Source organism: Maribacter polysaccharolyticus (assembly GCF_028882255.1).
GTDB classification, from domain to species: Bacteria; Bacteroidota; Bacteroidia; order Flavobacteriales; family Flavobacteriaceae; genus Maribacter_A; species Maribacter_A polysaccharolyticus.
On sequence record NZ_JARBUY010000003.1, the window covers coordinates 575,448 to 593,971 of the forward strand.

Sequence of the window (18,524 nt, forward strand, 5' to 3'; positions counted from 1 at the left end):
GTTCAAATATCATGGTATATGATAAAATTAACCCTAAAGGACATCGCCAGTCATTTCTCGGTTTCGGTTTCTACCGTTTCCAAGGCGTTGCACGATAGCCACGAAATTAGTGGAGAGGTAAAAAAGAAGATTCAAAAATTCGCCAAAGACAATCATTACAGGCCCAATAAGGTGGCCTTGAATTTGGTGAACCGAAGTACCAAGTCGATCGGTGTCGTAATCCCCAATATCCTTAATTATTTTTTCGTTCAGGTATTGTACGGAATAGAAAAGGTCGCCAATGAACGTGGATATAGCATTATCAGCTGTGTTACCGACCATTCCCTTAAAAAAGAGACCATGACTTTGGAAATGTTGAGTAGTGGTTCCGTTGACGGACTCATTATTTCATCGGTTGCTTCAGAGCGGCAAACAAAGACCCATCTCGAAAACATTAAAGATATCGTTGACTATCAAATTCCCTTGGTCATGTTCGATCGGGTTATGGATGCCATTGATTGTGACAAGGTGATCGTTGATGATCTTGAAGCAGGGTATAAGGCCACCAAGTATTTGTTGGATACGGGTTGTAAGACCATTGCCTTGGTCAATCCCATTTGTAAGACCAAGATCGGAAGATTGCGCATAGGGGGGTATAAACGGGCGTTAAAGGAAAGGAATATAGATTTTGATGAAAAATTGGTCATCCCCATAGAGCCCAAAGATGACCTCGATTTTATATTGTCGTTCATTTTAAATGACAAGAATATCGATGGGATTTTGGCGTTGGATGAAATTACTGCCGTAAAGACCATGGGGATCATAAAGGCAAGGGGGTATCATGTCCCCAATGACATCGCCATTATCGGGTTTACCAATGGCCAACTGTCAAAATACGTCACCCCTGCATTGACCATGATCAGTCAGCATGGTTCCTATATCGGGGAAACCTGTGCCAATCGGTTGATCGACCGCATCGAAAGTATCAGTACACCGGGGGTCTATGAGACCAAGGTGGTAAAGACCAGTTTGATCGTCAGGGATTCTACCCGTAAGATACCTTTGGGCTAAGCTAATTTATTATTTATGCATTCCTGCATAAAATGGAGGTGGTCCAATGCTTTTTCGGTAAAATCAAAAAGAATTAGACAGCGATCAAGATTTTGGTTTTCGTAAGAGACCTTATAATATTTATTATGGTTGAGATAATCGGTCAATGCCCTTACCCCATGGATAAAAGGCATAAAAACCGTACCCAAGGGGAGTGTTTTTATTTCTTCCTGTGATAAAAACGGATCATTGGTAGCTATCCCCGCCACCAATGCTTTGAACAAATGGGGCTCAAAGGTTATTTTTTCAAGGTTTTTTTCGTCTTCTTGTGCGGTATTCACGATAGTACGGGCGGCATCACCAAAATCATAATAAAAATACCCTTTCATGATCGTATCAAGGTCGATCAGGCAAAGTGCGGTTTGTGTTGATTTGGAGAAAAGGATATTATTGAGTTTGGTGTCATTGTGACAAATCCTCATTGGTAAGACCTCTCGGGTCAAAGGCTCCAATAGGGGATAGGTACTTTCAATGAACCCCAGGGCTTTTTGTGCACTTTTCAGTTTATTCGCCGATGTTGTGGTAATGGCGTCTTCAAATTGGTGTATTCTTTTGGGGAGGTTATGGAAATCGGGAATGGTGTCCACATACTCCTTTAGAGGGGCATTGGCCAATAAGTGATGGAACCGCCCAATAATACGGCCGGCCTCAAAGGCGATTTGTTCCTTGTCCGTGGTAGAATAGGTAATGGAATCCGGAATATAGGTCATTAACCGCCAATAACCCTTCCCGTCTTTAAAATACGGTTTATTGTCGCAACTTTGAACCAAGGTAATCTTCTGGTAATCCCTGTTGTCCAGTTTTTGTAGCGCAAGGGATATGTTGGCCATCAAGGCTTCAGCGTTGCTGAAAACTGCAGGGTTGATACGTTGAAGAACGTATTCGGGTCCGGTAGGGGATTCTACCAAATAGGTGTCGTTTATAAAGCCGATATCAATGGGGGAAATCCGGAATGTCTTATCAGGGATAAAACATTCCAGAAGGTGGTTCAAATAGTTGTCTGAGTACCTCCCCATGGTCTTTTAGTCCCATAACGGATTTTTGTATCCATTTTGATCGGTCATTTCCTTCAATTGGGCCATGGCTTTTTCTTTGTCGCTGGCATAGGTAATGCCAAACCATTCACCTCCGGAAGGGATTACTTTGGCCCCGATCTTATTGTTTTCTATCATTTCCTGGATGACAAAAGGCAAATAAATTTCACCACTTGTTATATTGGAACCGTTCTTCAGGAAAGTTTTGAAATCCTCTTCGATACTCGTAAAGATCGAAGGGTTGCATACCCAGAAATTCATACTGGCGAGTTCATCCCCGGTAAATTCCAATCCGGAATCCATATCCTTGATCGTATCGTTGAGTTTTTCAATTTTGGTACGCTCATTTACCGTTAACAGGTTGTTGGCACCATCGGTCTTACATACCCCCCTGGAAACCGATCCGTGTTCCGATAGGGTGTCTTTTAATGTATATCCCACAAGGGCATAGGCCGAGGGGTTGTTCTGTATAAAAGCGGCCGCTTTTTTATAGGCCGATTTGCCATAGTAATCGTCTGCGTTGATTACGACAAAAGGGTTGTCGATAACCTTGCGGGCAGACCAAACGGCATGGGCGGTCCCCCATGGTTTTTCACGTTCACCGTTAAAGGTGCTGCCTTCGGGCAGGTCGCTCAATTCTTGGGCGACAACATCCAATTTTATTTGTTTTGGCAACCTGGGCGTAAGGTATTCGGTCAAGAATCCAACATTGGTTTTTTGAGTGATCACCACGATGTGGTCGAAACCATTTTCAATGGCATCGTATATACTGAACTCCATTAGGAACTCCCCATTAGGGCCCAATGCATCGAACTGTTTTAACTTTCCATACCTGCTTCCGCGACCGGCGGCCATTAATAATAATGTCATCTTTTGAAATTTTTATTGGGATAAAAATAAGTCTTTTGGAAGCGAAAATCACCCAATTTCAGATATATATCCGAATATCGGGTTTTGCGGTTTTTAGAACGTGCCATTTTATTTTTAGTCTGTAGCGAAGGGTCATCCATCAGTAAAACAATGCCTTAGGCCATTTCCCGTTTGGGTAGTTGTGTATTGGGAAATGGAATGTGACCGGTAGTACGGCCTAAAGTCCGTATTGATAATTATCATAGAACTTAGGGGCTTTACATCGTATATTTGTCGGATACAAATAATTTACATGAGCAATCTGATCCAAAAATACAATATTCCAGGTCCTCGATATACCAGTTACCCTACGGTGCCTTACTGGAACCAAGATTCGTTTACTATAGGGGAATGGAAACGTACCTTGAAACAGAGTTTTGGGGAGAGCAATGAAAAGGAAGGTATAAGCCTGTATATCCATTTGCCTTATTGTGAAAGCTTGTGTACCTTCTGTGGTTGCCATAAACATATAACCAAAAGGCATGAAGTAGAGGCGCCCTATATAACGACTGTCTTAAAGGAGTGGAAATTGTATTGCGATCTTTTGGGCGCAAGACCCAAGATCAAGGAATTGCATTTAGGAGGGGGGACCCCTACCTTTTTTTCCCCGGATAATTTGAAAAGATTGATCAACGGAATATTCCAATTGGCCGATAAAACCCAGGAGTATGGCTTCAGTTTTGAAGGGCACCCGAACAATACGACCAAGGAACACCTGCAGGCATTATATGATGTCGGATTTAGAAGGGTCAGTTATGGGGTGCAGGATTATAATGAAAAAGTGCAAAAAGCGATCCATAGGATACAGCCTTTTGAAAATGTGCGACGAGCTACCGAAGCCGCCCGTGAAATCGGATATACCTCGGTCGGCCATGATCTGATTTTCGGATTGCCCCACCAAACCTTGGAACATGTCAAGGAAACGATCCTAAAGACGAAGTCGTTACGACCTGATCGTTTGGCATTTTATAGTTATGCCCATGTACCGTGGATAAAGGGTAGCGGGCAGCGAGGCTTTAAAGATGAAGATCTACCGAGCCCAAACGCTAAGCGGGAACAGTATGAGGAGGGTAAGAAATTGCTCACCAAAGTGGGGTATAAAGAAATCGGAATGGATCATTTTGCCCTAGAAGGGGATAGTCTGTACCTATCGATGGTGTCTGGCCGGCTCCATCGGAATTTCATGGGGTATACGGCCTCCAAAACACAGGTCATGATAGGTTTGGGGGCTTCGAGTATCAGCGATAGCTGGTATAGTTTTGCCCAAAACGTCAAAAACCTCGTAGAATATGAGCGTCTGGTGAATGAAAATACCATCCCGATATATCGGGGGCATATCCTAACCGTAGAGGATAGGGTCATAAGAAAACACATCTTGAATCTAATGTGCCGTTTTAAAACCTCATGGGATACGAAAGAGTCGTATTTCCCGGAAATTTCATTGGCAAAGGAAAAACTTGCCGAAATGGAACAGGATGGTTTAGTTGAATTTGGAATAGATGAATTAAGGGTTACGGAAAAAGGCCAGCCCTTTATTCGAAATATTTGTATGGCTTTTGACGTTCTATTACATAGAAAAGAACCTGAGACCAGGTTGTTTTCTATGACAATTTGAAATTTGAACTTAGTATAAACCTACATTCATTATGAAAAAAATAGTAGTACCCGTTGATTTTTCGGAACAATCAGAGTATGCTTTACGAGTGGCCGCTGCATTGGCGAAAAAGCATAAAGCTGAGATTTTAGCACTACATATGTTGGAATTGAACCAGGCCATCGTTACCTCTTCAGAGGCATTTCATCCAGAACAGACCGTTTTTTTAATCAAATTGGCAGAAAAAAGGTTTACCGAGTTTTTGAACCAACCTTATCTCGAGGGGATCAAGATAACCCCGATCGTAAAACATTTCAAGGTGTTCAGTGAAGTAAACGATGTGGCACAAAACAATGAGGCCGATGTGATAGTTATGGGTTCCCATGGTACTGATGGTCTAAAGGAAATATTCATAGGTTCCAATGCCGAAAGGGTGGTCCGTAGCTCGGATATTCCCGTACTTGTGATCAAGAAAGAACATTTGGACTTTAAAGCGGATAAATTCTTGTTTGCCAGCGAATTTAAGGAGGATAGCATTGATGCCTTTCAAAAGGCCAAGCAATTCGCAGACATGCTTTCATCGGAATTGAAGTTGGTTTATATCAATACCCCGGGGGATGATTTTCTGAGCACTAGGGATGCCAATGAGAGGATCTCAGGGTTTTTGAAAAAGGCCGGGGTGACTGCCGAGGTCGAAATCTACAATGATTATAGTGTAGAAAACGGAATCCTTGACTATGGGGATGAAATCGAAGCCGATATCATAGGTATTTCCACGCACGGTAGAAAAGGCTTGTCCCATTTCTTTATGGGGAGTATCGGGGAAGATATTGCCAACCATTCCAATGTCCCGGTCGTAACGTTCAAGATTTAACGGTATCATGGTATCGATGTATCTAGGGAAATCCAACTCTTGGGTTTCCCTTCTTTTTTAAGCCTTTTTCGGGAATCTGTAATGTGGTTTTGACCCTAGGGCAAGAAAAACGGGTGACACCCATTTGTGTGGGGGTTTTGGGCAGGTAACCCGGCTTTTAAAAAAGAAAGGGAAGCTATTTCGGCTTCCCTTCTTTAAAACACAATTATGAACAGCAATAAGAATTAAAGGTGGTATTGGGGGTTTTCACTTTTGTGGTTTGGTATGGTTTTTTAAATAAACTGGTCTTAAAAATTATATAAACACCCTTTACATCCTAATTTGGATATTCTTATTGATTGTTCTCATTGGTTGAAATCATCGAAAATCCTTCGGCTTTTTCTTCTTTTTTACTTGTTTTTAATTTTTGTATGAGCACGGGGGCAAAGGAAATGACCACCATGGCCATGCCTAAAAGGACAAGATTGATCCCAGGGATGAAAAAATCACTGAATGAAAATACACCAATGATCAAAAGTGTCGAAAAAGGTAAGGAACAAGCCAATATATTCACCCCGAAATTGATGTCGAACGTGGGCTCTTTTTGCTCGTCTTTATCTTCCATGGAACTTATGGCACTCATATGGGCATAAGGCCAAAAGCTACATGAACTTTGAGGAAATACCACTAGGAGTAAAATCATGGCCGGGGCAAGGCCGGGTACCAAGAAAACAAAGATGCCCGATAATAAAAAGGCAATTCCTGCACGTCTTACCAATAGGGATAGGATCATTCCGAATTCACCCGGGTTTATGCGCACGGCCATACCGATGAACAAAAGGACCAACGGGGTCATCAATACCTTCATACTTAGTACGGTGTTTTGAAGAAAACCAGGCAATGAGCTTAAATCCAACCCAAAGCTAAGCATGATCATTCCTAAAACGATCACGATATTGATAGGTTCATTGATCAAGGACAAAAACAAACTTTTTAGTTTGCCACCTGTAGAGGTGCCGGCTTCTTTGAGAGCCCTTTTATGGTACCAATGCATGGCCAATAGATATAACAGGATAAGACCGAAAACCTTATTGCCTACATCTGCCAAGGCAGCCAAGGCAAGGGAGTCGTCCCCAATGTAAACAACAAGAAAGGGGAAACATGACAATCCTGGCGCCAAGGAAGGCAGTAACATCATCAAGGTTCTTTTTTTTGCATTTTCCTCCGTTGGTAATGAGCTCGCAAGCACGTATTTTGATGCGAGTAACATCAAAAGGTTGAAACAGAGTGCCAATAGGGGGAAAACCAAGAGTGTTCCCTTTAGTTCTATTTTCAGTAAGGCGGCGAAAATCGTTGCGGGTAAGGCAACGCTGAGAACAAGTACTTTGACCCCTTTTAAATCCTGTTTCGCAACTTTTTTCTGCAAAAAAATTCCTAGCCCTATGATGATTAATAGTTCTAAAGTTTTTTGTAAAGCAAAATTCATACTCAATTAAGTTTTTGATGAAGCGTTCCTAATACATTTTTCAGTTGCCAACACTAAAGGCCCGAAGCTGGAAATGTTCGATATCCGGCTTCAAGCGCTTTGGTCAACAGTTCAAACTTAATTTACACGAGTACTTTTCCGAGGGCGGCAGTAAACAATTTCATTTCATCCATGGTACCCATACTTACACGACACCACGTTTTATCCATGAATTCAAAAGCCCTGACACCTACTTTTTCAGCTGTCATTTTTTCCAAAAAGGCCTTGCCTTCCATTTCGATAGGGAAAATCATAAAGCTGGTATGGGATTCAACGGGTTTGTGGCCCATTTCCTTTAGTGCTTCAAAGACATATTTTCTTGATGCGGCATTCAGGTCCCTTGATTTTTTCTGGAATGCTATATCGTCCATACTGGATAGGGCAGCAAATATGGAGGTGTAGGATATGCCCATTCCTCCCCTTGTTATTTTTTGGATCTTATCCAAAGTAGCGGGGGTGGCCACACCATAACCTACACGTAGACCGGCCATACCATGTATTTTGGAGAATGTTCTGGCTACGATGACATCTTTGCCTTCATTGACCAAAGAAACCATACTCTGTTTGGAATGTCCGTCTTCCAAAAAGCCTAAGTAAGCTTCATCTACGAAGACAGGTACCTTTTCGGAAACTTTGGAACAGAAATCCCTTAATTTCTTAGCATCGGTCAATGTTCCTGTTGGGTTGTTCGGATTACAGATATAAACCAATTTGGTGTCGGCATCTATGGCTTTTTCCATGGCATCCAAATCGTGTGACCAATCATCCTTTAACGGGATGGCTTTCCATGTACCTCCGGTGGCCTGGGCAACTTTGATCAAGGACATGTACGACGGATCGGCAGAAACGACATTACCACCATCTTTGAAAAATACCATGGCCGTTTTTTCCAAAATATCGGAAGAACCGGGGCCCATGATGATGTTTTTGGCATCTACCCCTTCATACTTGGCGATTTTATCCATGAGATCGAACAATTCTTGCCATGCATATCGGTTACCTTTTTTGGCTACTTTCTGCAAAGCCTCGATGGCCATTGGTGAAGGTCCGTAAGGGTTTTCATTGGCATTCAATTTTGCCATAAGGTCGACCGTATTGGTCACATTATACGGTAAATACTCTTTAAAGAAAGGAGTATAAGGTAGGTTTCCTTGGGCATCTAGCTTCAAGGGGGACGATGGGAATGCGCCATAGGTCAAATAAGGTGCTGCCATAACGCCAGCTGCCGTAAGCATACCTTTTTTAAGCCATTCCCTTCTGTTTACTGTTGTTGTTTTCATAATATGTGTGTTTTAATTTATAAGCGATTATATTAATTCGATTCTACGGGGTCGGCATTGCTTCCGATGTCCCCAGCGGCCAATATCGTACCAGTGCTGTCATAAATGTTGATATGGGCATCCAATGTCGAAAGGGATTCGTAAAAATCGGTGTCGGTGACGGTATAAAACTTACTTTCGTCCAATTCACCCGTACTGCCGTCCACATCATAGATAGACATTAACACCGATGATTCATCACCGATGGCCCCATCAAGTATACTTACCGGCAGCAATTCGGAATCCGTGGTGTTATATAAAGATACCTGTATAAGGGTCCGTGAAAGTGTAGGCTCTTCCCAGAAGACCACTCGTCCGTAAACGTCGGTTGCGGCATCGACCGAGCTGATGGTATAGGCCATATAACTAGATAAGGTTCCACCGCCTTCCGCAGTTTCCAATTCGGGTTCCAAACGGTCTTGTTCGCAAGAAAAAAGACCAATACTTAGGAGGATTATAAATATATTTCTAAAAGATATTTTCATAGTTGTGATATTTTAATTCATTTATTGACAAATCTTATAGGCTAAAAGTTATCCTTCCAAAATAATATGCTCCATTGGAACCTTGCTGATAATTGGAATAAAGATAGAATCCTCTGTTCTCATTCCTTTGGATTTCAGGATACTGATTGAAGATGTTATTACCTCCAACCGTTAGACTAAGTTTATCAGAAAAGGCATAGGTGATACCAAGGTCAACTGTAAATTCCGGTGTGTAGAATTGATCGGCATACCCATAGCTACCATCTAACAAAGTACCTTCGTAAGAATCCAATGCGGTAACACCTCCCCAACGAACACCGGTCAGCATGGTAGACCATTTTCCTATTTTGTAATTTAAGGTGCCTAAGTATTTTGAACTTGGGGTTCCCTTTTCAAATTGGCCAATAGAGCCTCTGGTGATATACTTTTCTATAAGTTCCTCTTCGGTCAATACAGTATTTAAATCGGGTACAACAGCTTGGTCGAATTTATTTTCCCTAAGGGTAGCTGAAAGGGTAAAGTCCAATTTGCCATCGCCCAAACCGGTTTCATAGTTGGCCACTATTTCTACCCCTTTGGTGCTGATATCCCCACCGTTGATCCTGAAGCTTGCTTGACCAGCGCCTATGATTGGATCAAGAACGGGGGCATCGCTTGAAGTGAATTGGGAGGTAGTAAAGATCCTATCCTTGATTTTAATGGAATACGCATCTACGGTCAGGTTAAAGTTATTGGTGATCTTTGCGGTAAATCCGACACTGAAGTTGGTCGATGTTTCTTGGTCCAATATATCCAAGCCTATGGCTTTGGCAGCTGCACTACCATTACGGTACAGCACGGCATCATAAGGGATTTCATCGATAAAATAGGTGTAGCCTTGGGAATAGTTAAGCTCTTGTAAGGAGGGCGCCCTGTAGCCAGAACTGAAAGAACCTCTTAAAGAGAAATTATCCCCAATGGAATATCTAGATGATAGTTTCCCTGTCACAACGTTTCCAAAGTCCGAATAGTTTTCTAAACGTACGGCACCGCCTAGGAAGAAATTTTCGGTTACATCAAGTTCCAAATCCAAGTAAGCTGCAATTACCGAACGCCATGAGTCACTTTCGTTTATGGGTGAAAATCCGTTGAAACACTGGCATCCGGGAGAGTAGCCTTTCGCTTGGTACTGGCTAATGCCGGCATATTCCAGCTCGATAGGGTCTCCATTTGAATCTACAAGTTGGTTCCCGTTTAAATCTTCCAAAGGAAATCCGTCAGGACCTACAAGTTCTTGGTTATCCTCACTAGCGGTGATAAAACCGGCATCACCGGAAGTGTAACTTTCTTCCTGTCCGGCTATGATTTGATAATTTTCCACACGGAATTCGATTCCACCGGCAACGTTTAGACCTTCCAAGATGTCATCGTAATACGTTGATACATCAAAGTTCCCCGTGTCTTGTAAGAAGCTGTGGGTACCCACGTTCATGTCGGTTGGTGAACTATCACCAAGACTTGCGTTCCAGGTGTTGAACATTCCGATATCCATGTTGTTCTTGCCAAAAGTATTACTGAAATCGAAATCAAAATCGCCTATCTTACCAGAAACCCCGGCAGTCAATCCTAAGTTGGTCTGGTTGGTGTACATTTGAGGTCTGAAGCCGTTCGGATATAAATAATAACTGGTTCGGTCAGATTGGTCAGCCCTCCTATAGTAACAACTGAATCCTTCGGTGTACTTAAATCCAAGATCGCCGTAGGAATAAAAATCGACATCTTCGGAAATGGGAATTTCAAGATTGAACCCCAGTCCACCTTGATTGATCAAAGGGTTCCCTGCATAGGTGGCTACATCGTATTGTTCCAAGCCCCTAGCTTCCATTAAGCCGGAAACCGTTCTGAGCTCATCGGCCAAAGCGGTGTCTCCGGCAGCAAGTGCACTAACCAATTCCGGGTTGGTAATGATGACATTGCCTTCGGTTGTGGTAGTTTCGTTATTGAGATAGCCATCGCTATATAGGGTAAACCTGTCTTCGGGAAGTACACTGGCACGGATGGTCCTATCGGCTTGCTTGAACATCCCTGTAATATTTAAATAACCCCCGTTATCAAAGGAGAATCCGTAATTACCATCGAACTGGTAGTTTAATCCGTCGGGGGTTCCCGTACCGGCTTCTATTAGGCTTATTTCTTCGTCTGAAAGATCGGAGTAACTGAAATCGGGGGATTGGTTGGTATACCCACCCCCGGTCAACGTACCGGTAAATTTATCGGTTCCTTTTTTAAGGATAATGTTAATGACCCCGGCTATGGCATCTGAACCATATTGTGCAGAGGCCCCATCCCTTAAAATCTCAACACGTTCGATAGATCCTGAGGGGATGAAACTCATATCTACGGAGTTGGCATCGGTGCCTGTCTGGGTACCGGCCAAAAGTGCTGAAGTATGTCTTCTTTTTCCATTGATCAACACCAACATTTGGTTGGGTGCCAGACCTCTTAAAGAGGGTGCGATGACTTGGGAAGCCAAATCCCCACCTTGGGATTGGTAAGCCGTAAATGAAGGGGCTGTCTTGGTCAACATTTGTGAGAGGTCGACATCGGGCATGTTCACTGCATTCTCACTGATCGAGATAACATCGATCGGAACCGCTGTCTTTAATTTTGTTCTTGGTTGCCCCCGTGAACCGATTACAATGGCCTCGGTCAATTGTTCGGCAGATTCCTTAAGGGTCAGATTGATAGTGGTCTGCCCATTAATCGCAACTTCTTCCGTGGCGTATCCGATATAGGAGAAAACCAAAGTACCCGTGCTAGGGGCGTTGGGAATGGAGTAGTTTCCGTCAAAATCCGAAATGACACCTATTGTCGAGCCTTTCACCCGTATGTTTACACCAGGTAAAGGTCCTGTACTATCGTAGGTAGTTCCCGAAATGGAAATTTCTTGCGCAGTGGCAAGAAATACTGAGTTGATCAGAAGGAGTGTTAGTAAATGGATTTTCTTCATAAGTCTAGAGTGTTAGTTAGTTGCTTATTTAAACCATATCCTTTACGTGCAGAAGGTGTAGACCCATGCATTTTTTGTTTATGGTTAAGAAAAGTTCCGGACACTTTTTCTGTTGCTTCCTATGGTCGATAGACAACCAAAAGTCACACTAGCAATATTAGCTATTGTTCGAATGAATTAAAAACAGGGAATTGGCAGAATTGCTGAATAAAATACACCATATTCAAAATAATATAAACATAAAGCAGAAATATTAAAAAAAACTGGTAATAATTCAGAATTGGTTTTTGGAAACCCCAAAAACCTATTTAATCTGTATTTATTGGTTTTAAGACATTTTTATGAAAATAATAATTAGCCCTATGGGAGAATATGTAATATGTATTGAAAGGGCATTTATATTAATAAAAAAACACCAAAAAATATAAAAGACTGAATTATATTTACTTAAAACCAGATAACTATTGCATAATTGCAGATATTTTAAAGCTGTTTTGAATAATGGCCCATCAAGACCTTAACAGGAAAAACCATATGTAACATGAAAAATAAATTAGATCAAGTCGATTATAAGATCATTTCAATTTTAAGTGATGATGCACAGATGCCCTTTACCGAGGTGGCCAAAAAACTGATCGTTTCTCCGGGTACGATCCATTCCAGGGTTCGAAAAATGAGGGAAATGGGATTGATTACGGGAGCTAGCTTAAAACTTGACTATGCCAACATCGGATGGAAACTGACCGTTTTCTTGGGTATTTATTTAAGTCAAAGTTCGTTGTATAAACAGGTCATGGACGATCTTATCGGTATCAAAGAGGTCGTAAGGATCCATCATACCACGGGGAAATACGACATTTTCATTAAAATGCACACTCGGGACAGCATGCATTACAGGGAGGTGTACCAGGACCAGATCTTATCGATCGAAGGCATAAAAGGAGTGGAGTCTTTTATTTCGGTCGAGGAAAAACTCAGTAGGCATATCGAATTCGGTATGTAAAACCGCCCTTCCGTACCTTCCCTGAAACGGCTGCGCCTTCCCCTTAATGACGTAACTCTGATTTTACCTTCCCGGTTTGCTCCTGTTTTTCTTTTACTACGTTCATATTTGCCTTCAGGCGAATTCCATTTAGGGGCACCTCCGTATCGTATAGATTGATTTTTATATCACAAAATGTGATGGCTGTAACAATTCTGTCGTGATTGTAATAATCCCATTGAATTTTCTGGGTTTTGATGTTAAAAAGGAATTCAAAAAATGAGAATATGACAAAATAAAAGTGTATTTTTGTCATATTGATAAATTAATACATTCCATTTTATTAAATATACGGTTATGAAAAAAATAGGTTTTCTACTTATAGCGATGATTTTTATAGGTTCAGGTTGTATTTATGCGAATACGGAACCGATTACCACTAAAAAATTGACGAATCAGATCACTAAAATATTATTGAGCAAGGAAATTCCGGATGAAATAAAAGGTTCGGTTGCCGAATTACGATTGGCCATTGATAGTTTTGGGGAAATTCAGGTGCTTTCCATCAATACAACCGATAGGAATTTGGAGAATTATCTGATGGAAGCCGTTCATAACAACTTAGTGAACAAAGGTACCTTTAAGCCTGGTAAAGTATATCGTATTCCCATTTTGGTGAGTGCGGACAATGAAGAATAACTTCGCGGTAAACGAATAGGATTATTTTTAGGAGTGCGGAAAGCCGATGTTATCTAACATTGGCTTTTTTTTAGTATGAAATTTTCCCCCGTACGATGTGTAAAGTTGGATTAAGACAGGTAAAACGGGCATTTGTTAGGGCATAAGGATTTTTGGATCACAAGGTTATAAAGGCAAGAAAGATTTTTGATTACTGATGTCCTCGGCCAAATCACCAACAGTCTTGTTTTCCAGATTTTCAAGTAGGTTTACCCGATATGCGGCGGCAAAATCATGTAGGGGACAAGGTTGTTCGGCATTGCAGTTTTCAATACTGAGTAAACAGGCATTTAACTTGTTTTCACCATCTATCACGGAAATGATATCGATCAACGGGGTTTTCATATTGTTTTCATTAAGATAGAAACCGCCATGGGGTCCGCGTGTCGAAGAAACGATATTGTGTTTGGTAAGATCTTGCAATAATTTGGAAATATACGCTTGTGGAACGTTTATGGGACCGCTGATATTCTTGGCCATGATTTTATTGGATTCACTGGAATTTACGGCCAAATACAGTACGGCTTTCAGGGCATACTTGGATGAATTGGAAAACATATGGTATAGGGAATTATATTCAACAAAGATTAAAAGATATTTTTATCCGAAATATGATTTATATCATTTTTCCATGGGTTAAACCACTTTATTTTTACGGACTAATTTAATAAAATGTTTAAAATGAAAATACCAATTGGAAGTTTAGCACTGCTTTTTTCCCTACTAATGCTTAGTTGTGGGGGTAAAGAAGAAAAGAAAAAAGAAGGATTTAGTGTAAGACCACAAAAGACTACCGAAAAGGTGGTCGAGACCCCAGTGGCCACGGAAACCAAAGCTTCAGAGCGCATAGACTTGACCAACAAAGGCATAGGGCCTGTTAAATCGTTGACCTTGGATGCAACCGTTGATGCCGCTATGGCTGCAAAAGGCAAGGAAGTGTATGATCAAATGTGCTTGGCTTGTCACCGAATCGGTAAAAAATTCATTGGCCCAGCTCCAAATGGGGTTTTGGAAAGAAGAACACCGGAATGGGTAATGAACATGATTCTGAATCCACAGGAGATGGTTACGAAAGATCCTTTGGCCAAAGACCTGTTAACGGAATTCAATGGGTCCCCTATGGCAAATCAAGGATTGACGGAAGAGCAGGCGAGGGCCATACTTGAATACTTTAGGACACTTTAACCCAAAATCATATGAAAGCAACAACCAAAGTTAACTTATTGTTCAGTTCATTTTCAATGCTACTGGTATTTGTAGGTTGTAAAAATGAAGCTAAGACCGGAACCGATCCAACTTCTTCAACAGCAACTGAAGTCGTTGAAAAACAGGGTCAAGCCTTTATCGAGGATGATGGTTCTACCCCCAATGTATTGCAGATAGCCATCGGTTCGCCCGATCACACCACTTTAGTAGCTGCCGTACAAGCGGCAGGATTGGAGAATGCACTGGTAAATGCCGGGCCCCTTATGGTTTTTGCACCCACTAATGCAGCTTTTGAAGCCTTGCCGGAAGGGACTGTTGGGAATTTATTGAAGCCGGAAAACAAGGAAGCCTTGGCAAATATTCTGAAGCACCATGTAACTGCGGGAAATTATTCCAAAGATTTTTTAAAGAAATTCAAAAAACTGGGGCAAGCGAATGACCAGAACACCACGGTTGAGGTCAAAGGAGAGGATGTATATGTAGGTGGAGCCAAAATCCTTGCAAGTATAAAAGCAGGTAACGGTATCGTACATGTGGTCGATAAGGTCATTATACCACCGACGGAAGAATAAACGACTCAAATTAACTTAAATACAATTACAATGAAAAAAATCAATTATTCAATACTTGCCCTTTTAGGTCTTGTGATGGTCTTTACCGGTTGCAATGATTCAGGTAAGAAATCCTCTAATGGGGCCCTTTCGTCCAACAATGCCGAAAAGGTATATGTTGCACCAGGGGAGCAAGACGAATTTTATGCATTCATGTCGGGTGGTTATAGTGGAAACCTTACGGTATACGGTCTACCTTCAGGTAGGATGTTCAAGGAGATTCCTGTTTTTTCGCAATTCCCTACTTCCGGGTACGGTTATTCCGAAGAAACCAAACCTATGTTGAACACTTCTTTTGGTTTTGTGCCATGGGACGATTCCCACCATCCCGATATTTCACAAACCAATGGGGAATTGGATGGACGATGGATTTTCATCAATGGAAACAACACGCCCCGTATCGCAAGGATAAGTCTTAAGACTTTTGAGACGGAGGAAATCATAGAGTTGCCCAACAGTGCCGGTAACCATAGCTCTTCTTTTATAACCGAAAATACCGAGTATGTTGTTGCGGGTACCCGTTTTTCCGTCCCGGTTCCCCAAAGGGATATGCCCATTAATGAATATAAAGGTAACTTTAAAGGAGCACTTTCTTTTGTAAGTGTGGATCCTGAAGATGGTAGATTGGATCTTAAGTTTCAAATAATGATGCCCGGATTCAATTATGACCTTTCGCACCCTGGACGGGGAAAATCCCACGGTTGGTTCTTCTTCACTACGTATAACACGGAAGAGGCGAATTCATTACTGGAAGTTAATGCATCACAAAATGACAAGGATTTCATCGCCGCGATCAACTGGAAGAAAATTGAAGAGTACGTGAACAATGGCGGAGGTACTAAAATGCCTGCCAATTATGCGCATAATGTTTATGATGAGGGGACCCATACGGCCACGTCGACCATGAAAAAAGAGGTGTTGACCGTTGATCCTACCAAAGTTCCAGGTGCGGTTTATTTCTTGCCGACCCCAAAATCACCCCACGGTTGTGATGTTGATCCCTCCGGGAATTATATTATCGGTAACGGAAAACTTTCAGCCGATTTAACCGTACACTCTTTTGATAGGATGTTGGCCGCTATTGAAGGCAAGAAGTTTGATGGTGAGGCTTACGGAATCCCTATCCTAAAATTCGAGGATGTTCTTGCCGGTACGGTAAAAAGCGGAGGTTTAGGCCCCTTGCATACCGAATTTGATGGTAAAGGCAATGCGTATACCACATTCTTCATTTCTTCAGAAGTGGTTAAGTGGAAATTGGGTACTTGGGAAGTAATCGATAGGAAACCAACATATTATTCTGTAGGTCACTTAATGATTCCTGGAGGCAACTCCGCAAAACCTTTCGGTAAATATGTAGTTGCTATGAACAAGATCACTAAAGATAGATATCTTCCGACAGGTCCTGAATTGGAGCATTCTGCACAGTTATATGATATTACTGGCGATAAGATGGAGCTCATCTATGATTTTCCAACGCATGGTGAACCCCATTATGCAGCGGGTATTCCTGCGGAAATCCTAGCGCCTAAATCCCAAAAAATATATAAACTTGCCGAAAACAAACACCCTATGGCCACGTTAGGGGTGAACGATGCAAGGGTTGAACGCAAAGGAAACGAGGTGCATGTGTATATGGCAATGATCCGTAGTCACTTTACCCCGGATAACATCGAGGGGATCAAAGTTGGCGATAAGGTATATTTCCATATCACCAATCATGAACAGGATTTTGATGTTCCCCATGGTTTTGCCATGATCGGTGCCAACAACTCCGAATTATTGATTATGCCGGGACAGACTAAATCTTTGGTTTGGGAACCTAAGGAAGTTGGGGTATGGCCATTTTATTGTACGGATTTCTGTTCGGCCTTACATCAAGAAATGCAGGGTTATGTTAGGGTGTCTCCTGCCAATTCAAATATTGACCTATCTTGGTCTTTAGGGGAATAGTATACTTCTGATTATTTTTTAATTCAATAGAAAAGCGGGCTGCGTCTATGACCTGCCCGCTTTTTATGGCTTTACAACAACTTTTTAACACCAACCCCATTACATAACCATCAAAAAGTATAAGTGATGAAAAAAGCAAGTGTTTTAATGATCATAGGTCCTTTGTTTCTTTTGGGACTCTTCTTTAACCCACTATGGAATATTATGTTAGGTGCACCCCAATACCCGGAACCTTTGGGAATGAATATATATATTACGGGAATCAAAGGCGTATCGGAATTCGATCTTCAGAATATCGACGGACTCAACCACTATATCGGTATGAAGGTCATTCCAAAACCGGAGGATATGTGGGAGTTCACGGTCTTCCCTTATGTAATCGGGATCATGGTTTTCTTAGGGGTCGCCATTGGTTTATTGGGGTATATGAACAAGGTAAGTTATAAATGGTTTTTAGGCTGGTTTATCCTTATGAGTATTTTAGGTATCTTGGGAATGTACGATTTCAATGCTTGGCTTTATGATTACGGTTCCAACTTGGACCCCCATGCCATAATTAAAGTGGTGAACCCCGATGGCACGCCCATGACCTATAAACCACCATTGTTGGGCTATCAGAAAATGTTGAATTTTGATGTAACCTCCCTACCCCATACAGGGGCGTATATGATGTTCTTAGGTATGATGATGACGGTCGTAGCGTTCTTTGTAGGGAAAAAAGCACCCATAAAATGAAATACCCATAAGCTAATCAGTGCAACGTATTTAAATATAAACCCATGTTGAGTAGATTCATTCTTTTTGTCGTGATACTTTTTAGTTTGGTATCCTGTACGGTAGGTCCGAAACCCATTGATTATGGTTCTGATGGATGTCATTATTGTTCCATGACCATTGTGGATCGGCAGCACGCTTCTGAGATCGTTACCCAAAAAGGCAAGGTCTTTAAGTTCGACGCCGTGGAATGTATGCTGAATCATATGAAGGATGTCGATATTGCTACGATCGGACTTTTTTTGGTCAATGATTATCAAAATCCCGGGGAGTTGATCAATGCCGAAGAGGCAACTTTTTTGATCAGTGAAAGTATACCGAGTCCTATGGGTGAATACCTTTCCGCTTTTAGCTCAAGAAAGTCAGCAGGGCAGATTGAAGCCGAAAATAATGGGCAGTTGTATACTTGGGAAGAATTGAAGGCAAGATTCAAGATAGAATAACGGTACTTATTTAAAGGTTGGTT

At 41.7% G+C, this 18,524-nt stretch carries 17 protein-coding genes; 10 read left to right on the forward strand and 7 right to left on the reverse strand.

Features of this window, described 5'->3' with window-relative positions; all coding sequences use genetic code 11:
* Positions 1-18: 18 nt before the first annotated feature.
* Positions 19-1,050: a LacI family DNA-binding transcriptional regulator gene (locus tag PHU20_RS12005; protein ID WP_274825614.1), complete on the forward strand. Its 1,032-nt coding sequence runs from the start codon at positions 19-21 to the stop codon at positions 1,048-1,050.
* Here PHU20_RS12005 and PHU20_RS12010 read toward each other — a convergent pair.
* Together PHU20_RS12010 and PHU20_RS12015 are read right to left on the reverse strand one after the other, a co-directional pair.
* Positions 1,047-2,105 (reverse strand): phosphotransferase enzyme family protein, encoded by a 1,059-nt coding sequence (locus PHU20_RS12010; protein WP_274825615.1) that lies wholly within the window; start codon positions 2,103-2,105, stop codon positions 1,047-1,049. The two genes, PHU20_RS12005 and PHU20_RS12010, sit on opposite strands and share 4 nt — an antisense overlap.
* A gap of 6 nt (positions 2,106-2,111) precedes the next feature.
* Positions 2,112-2,993: a nucleotidyltransferase family protein gene (locus tag PHU20_RS12015; RefSeq protein WP_274825616.1), complete on the reverse strand. Its 882-nt coding sequence runs from the start codon at positions 2,991-2,993 to the stop codon at positions 2,112-2,114.
* 292 nt (positions 2,994-3,285) lie between these two features.
* Here PHU20_RS12015 and hemN point away from each other — a divergent pair, with 292 nt between their 5' ends.
* Both hemN and PHU20_RS12025 read left to right on the forward strand, forming a co-directional pair.
* Entirely contained in the window at positions 3,286-4,647 is a 1,362-nt protein-coding gene (gene hemN / locus PHU20_RS12020) for an oxygen-independent coproporphyrinogen III oxidase (RefSeq protein WP_274825617.1), read from the forward strand.
* A 31-nt stretch (positions 4,648-4,678) separates the two neighbouring features.
* The gene (locus tag PHU20_RS12025) at positions 4,679-5,500 is read left to right on the forward strand and encodes a universal stress protein (protein ID WP_274825618.1); all 822 of its coding nucleotides are present in this window, start codon (positions 4,679-4,681) and stop codon (positions 5,498-5,500) included.
* 331 nt (positions 5,501-5,831) lie between these two features.
* Here PHU20_RS12025 and PHU20_RS12030 read toward each other — a convergent pair whose 3' ends face one another.
* The 4 genes from PHU20_RS12030 to PHU20_RS12045 all read right to left on the reverse strand — a co-directional run bounded on the left by PHU20_RS12030 (position 5,832) and on the right by PHU20_RS12045 (position 11,797).
* Positions 5,832-6,965 carry an AEC family transporter gene (locus PHU20_RS12030; RefSeq protein WP_274825619.1) on the reverse strand — a complete coding sequence of 378 codons (1,134 nt, stop codon included), beginning with the start codon at positions 6,963-6,965 and terminating at the stop codon, positions 5,832-5,834.
* Positions 6,966-7,087: 122 nt separating this feature from the next.
* Positions 7,088-8,284: a pyridoxal phosphate-dependent aminotransferase gene (locus tag PHU20_RS12035; RefSeq protein WP_274825620.1), complete on the reverse strand. Its 1,197-nt coding sequence runs from the start codon at positions 8,282-8,284 to the stop codon at positions 7,088-7,090.
* Between the two features lie 32 nt (positions 8,285-8,316).
* Positions 8,317-8,808, reverse strand: a complete 492-nt coding sequence (locus PHU20_RS12040) for a hypothetical protein (protein WP_274825621.1) — start codon at positions 8,806-8,808, stop codon at positions 8,317-8,319.
* A gap of 34 nt (positions 8,809-8,842) precedes the next feature.
* Positions 8,843-11,797, reverse strand: coding sequence for a TonB-dependent receptor (locus tag PHU20_RS12045; RefSeq protein WP_274825622.1), 2,955 nt, complete (start codon positions 11,795-11,797; stop codon positions 8,843-8,845).
* 541 nt (positions 11,798-12,338) lie between these two features.
* Between PHU20_RS12045 and PHU20_RS12050 the strand changes: the two genes are divergently transcribed.
* A complete protein-coding gene (locus PHU20_RS12050; protein WP_274825623.1) occupies positions 12,339-12,800 on the forward strand; it encodes an Lrp/AsnC family transcriptional regulator in 462 nt (153 codons plus the stop codon).
* Positions 12,801-13,136: 336 nt separating this feature from the next.
* Positions 13,137-13,478 carry a hypothetical protein gene (locus tag PHU20_RS12055; RefSeq protein WP_274825624.1) on the forward strand — a complete coding sequence of 114 codons (342 nt, stop codon included), beginning with the start codon at positions 13,137-13,139 and terminating at the stop codon, positions 13,476-13,478.
* A gap of 165 nt (positions 13,479-13,643) precedes the next feature.
* Here the strand turns inward: PHU20_RS12055 and PHU20_RS12060 are convergent, their stop codons facing one another.
* Entirely contained in the window at positions 13,644-14,075 is a 432-nt protein-coding gene (locus PHU20_RS12060; RefSeq protein WP_274825625.1) for an RrF2 family transcriptional regulator, read from the reverse strand.
* A gap of 123 nt (positions 14,076-14,198) precedes the next feature.
* Here PHU20_RS12060 and PHU20_RS12065 point away from each other — a divergent pair, with 123 nt between their 5' ends.
* From PHU20_RS12065 to PHU20_RS12085, 5 genes are all read left to right on the forward strand, one after another.
* Positions 14,199-14,702, forward strand: coding sequence for a c-type cytochrome (locus PHU20_RS12065; RefSeq protein WP_274825626.1), 504 nt, complete (start codon positions 14,199-14,201; stop codon positions 14,700-14,702).
* An 11-nt stretch (positions 14,703-14,713) separates the two neighbouring features.
* On the forward strand, positions 14,714-15,295 hold the full coding sequence (locus tag PHU20_RS12070) for a fasciclin domain-containing protein (protein ID WP_274825627.1): 582 nt from the start codon (positions 14,714-14,716) through the stop codon (positions 15,293-15,295).
* Between the two features lie 30 nt (positions 15,296-15,325).
* Positions 15,326-17,284 carry a Sec-dependent nitrous-oxide reductase gene (nosZ, locus tag PHU20_RS12075; protein ID WP_274825628.1) on the forward strand — a complete coding sequence of 653 codons (1,959 nt, stop codon included), beginning with the start codon at positions 15,326-15,328 and terminating at the stop codon, positions 17,282-17,284.
* 126 nt (positions 17,285-17,410) lie between these two features.
* Complete coding sequence (locus tag PHU20_RS12080; protein ID WP_274825629.1) at positions 17,411-18,019, forward strand: hypothetical protein; 609 nt, start codon at positions 17,411-17,413, stop codon at positions 18,017-18,019.
* Positions 18,020-18,063: 44 nt separating this feature from the next.
* The gene (locus tag PHU20_RS12085; RefSeq protein ID WP_274825630.1) at positions 18,064-18,501 is read left to right on the forward strand and encodes a nitrous oxide reductase accessory protein NosL; all 438 of its coding nucleotides are present in this window, start codon (positions 18,064-18,066) and stop codon (positions 18,499-18,501) included.
* The last annotated feature ends 23 nt before the right edge of the window (positions 18,502-18,524 follow it).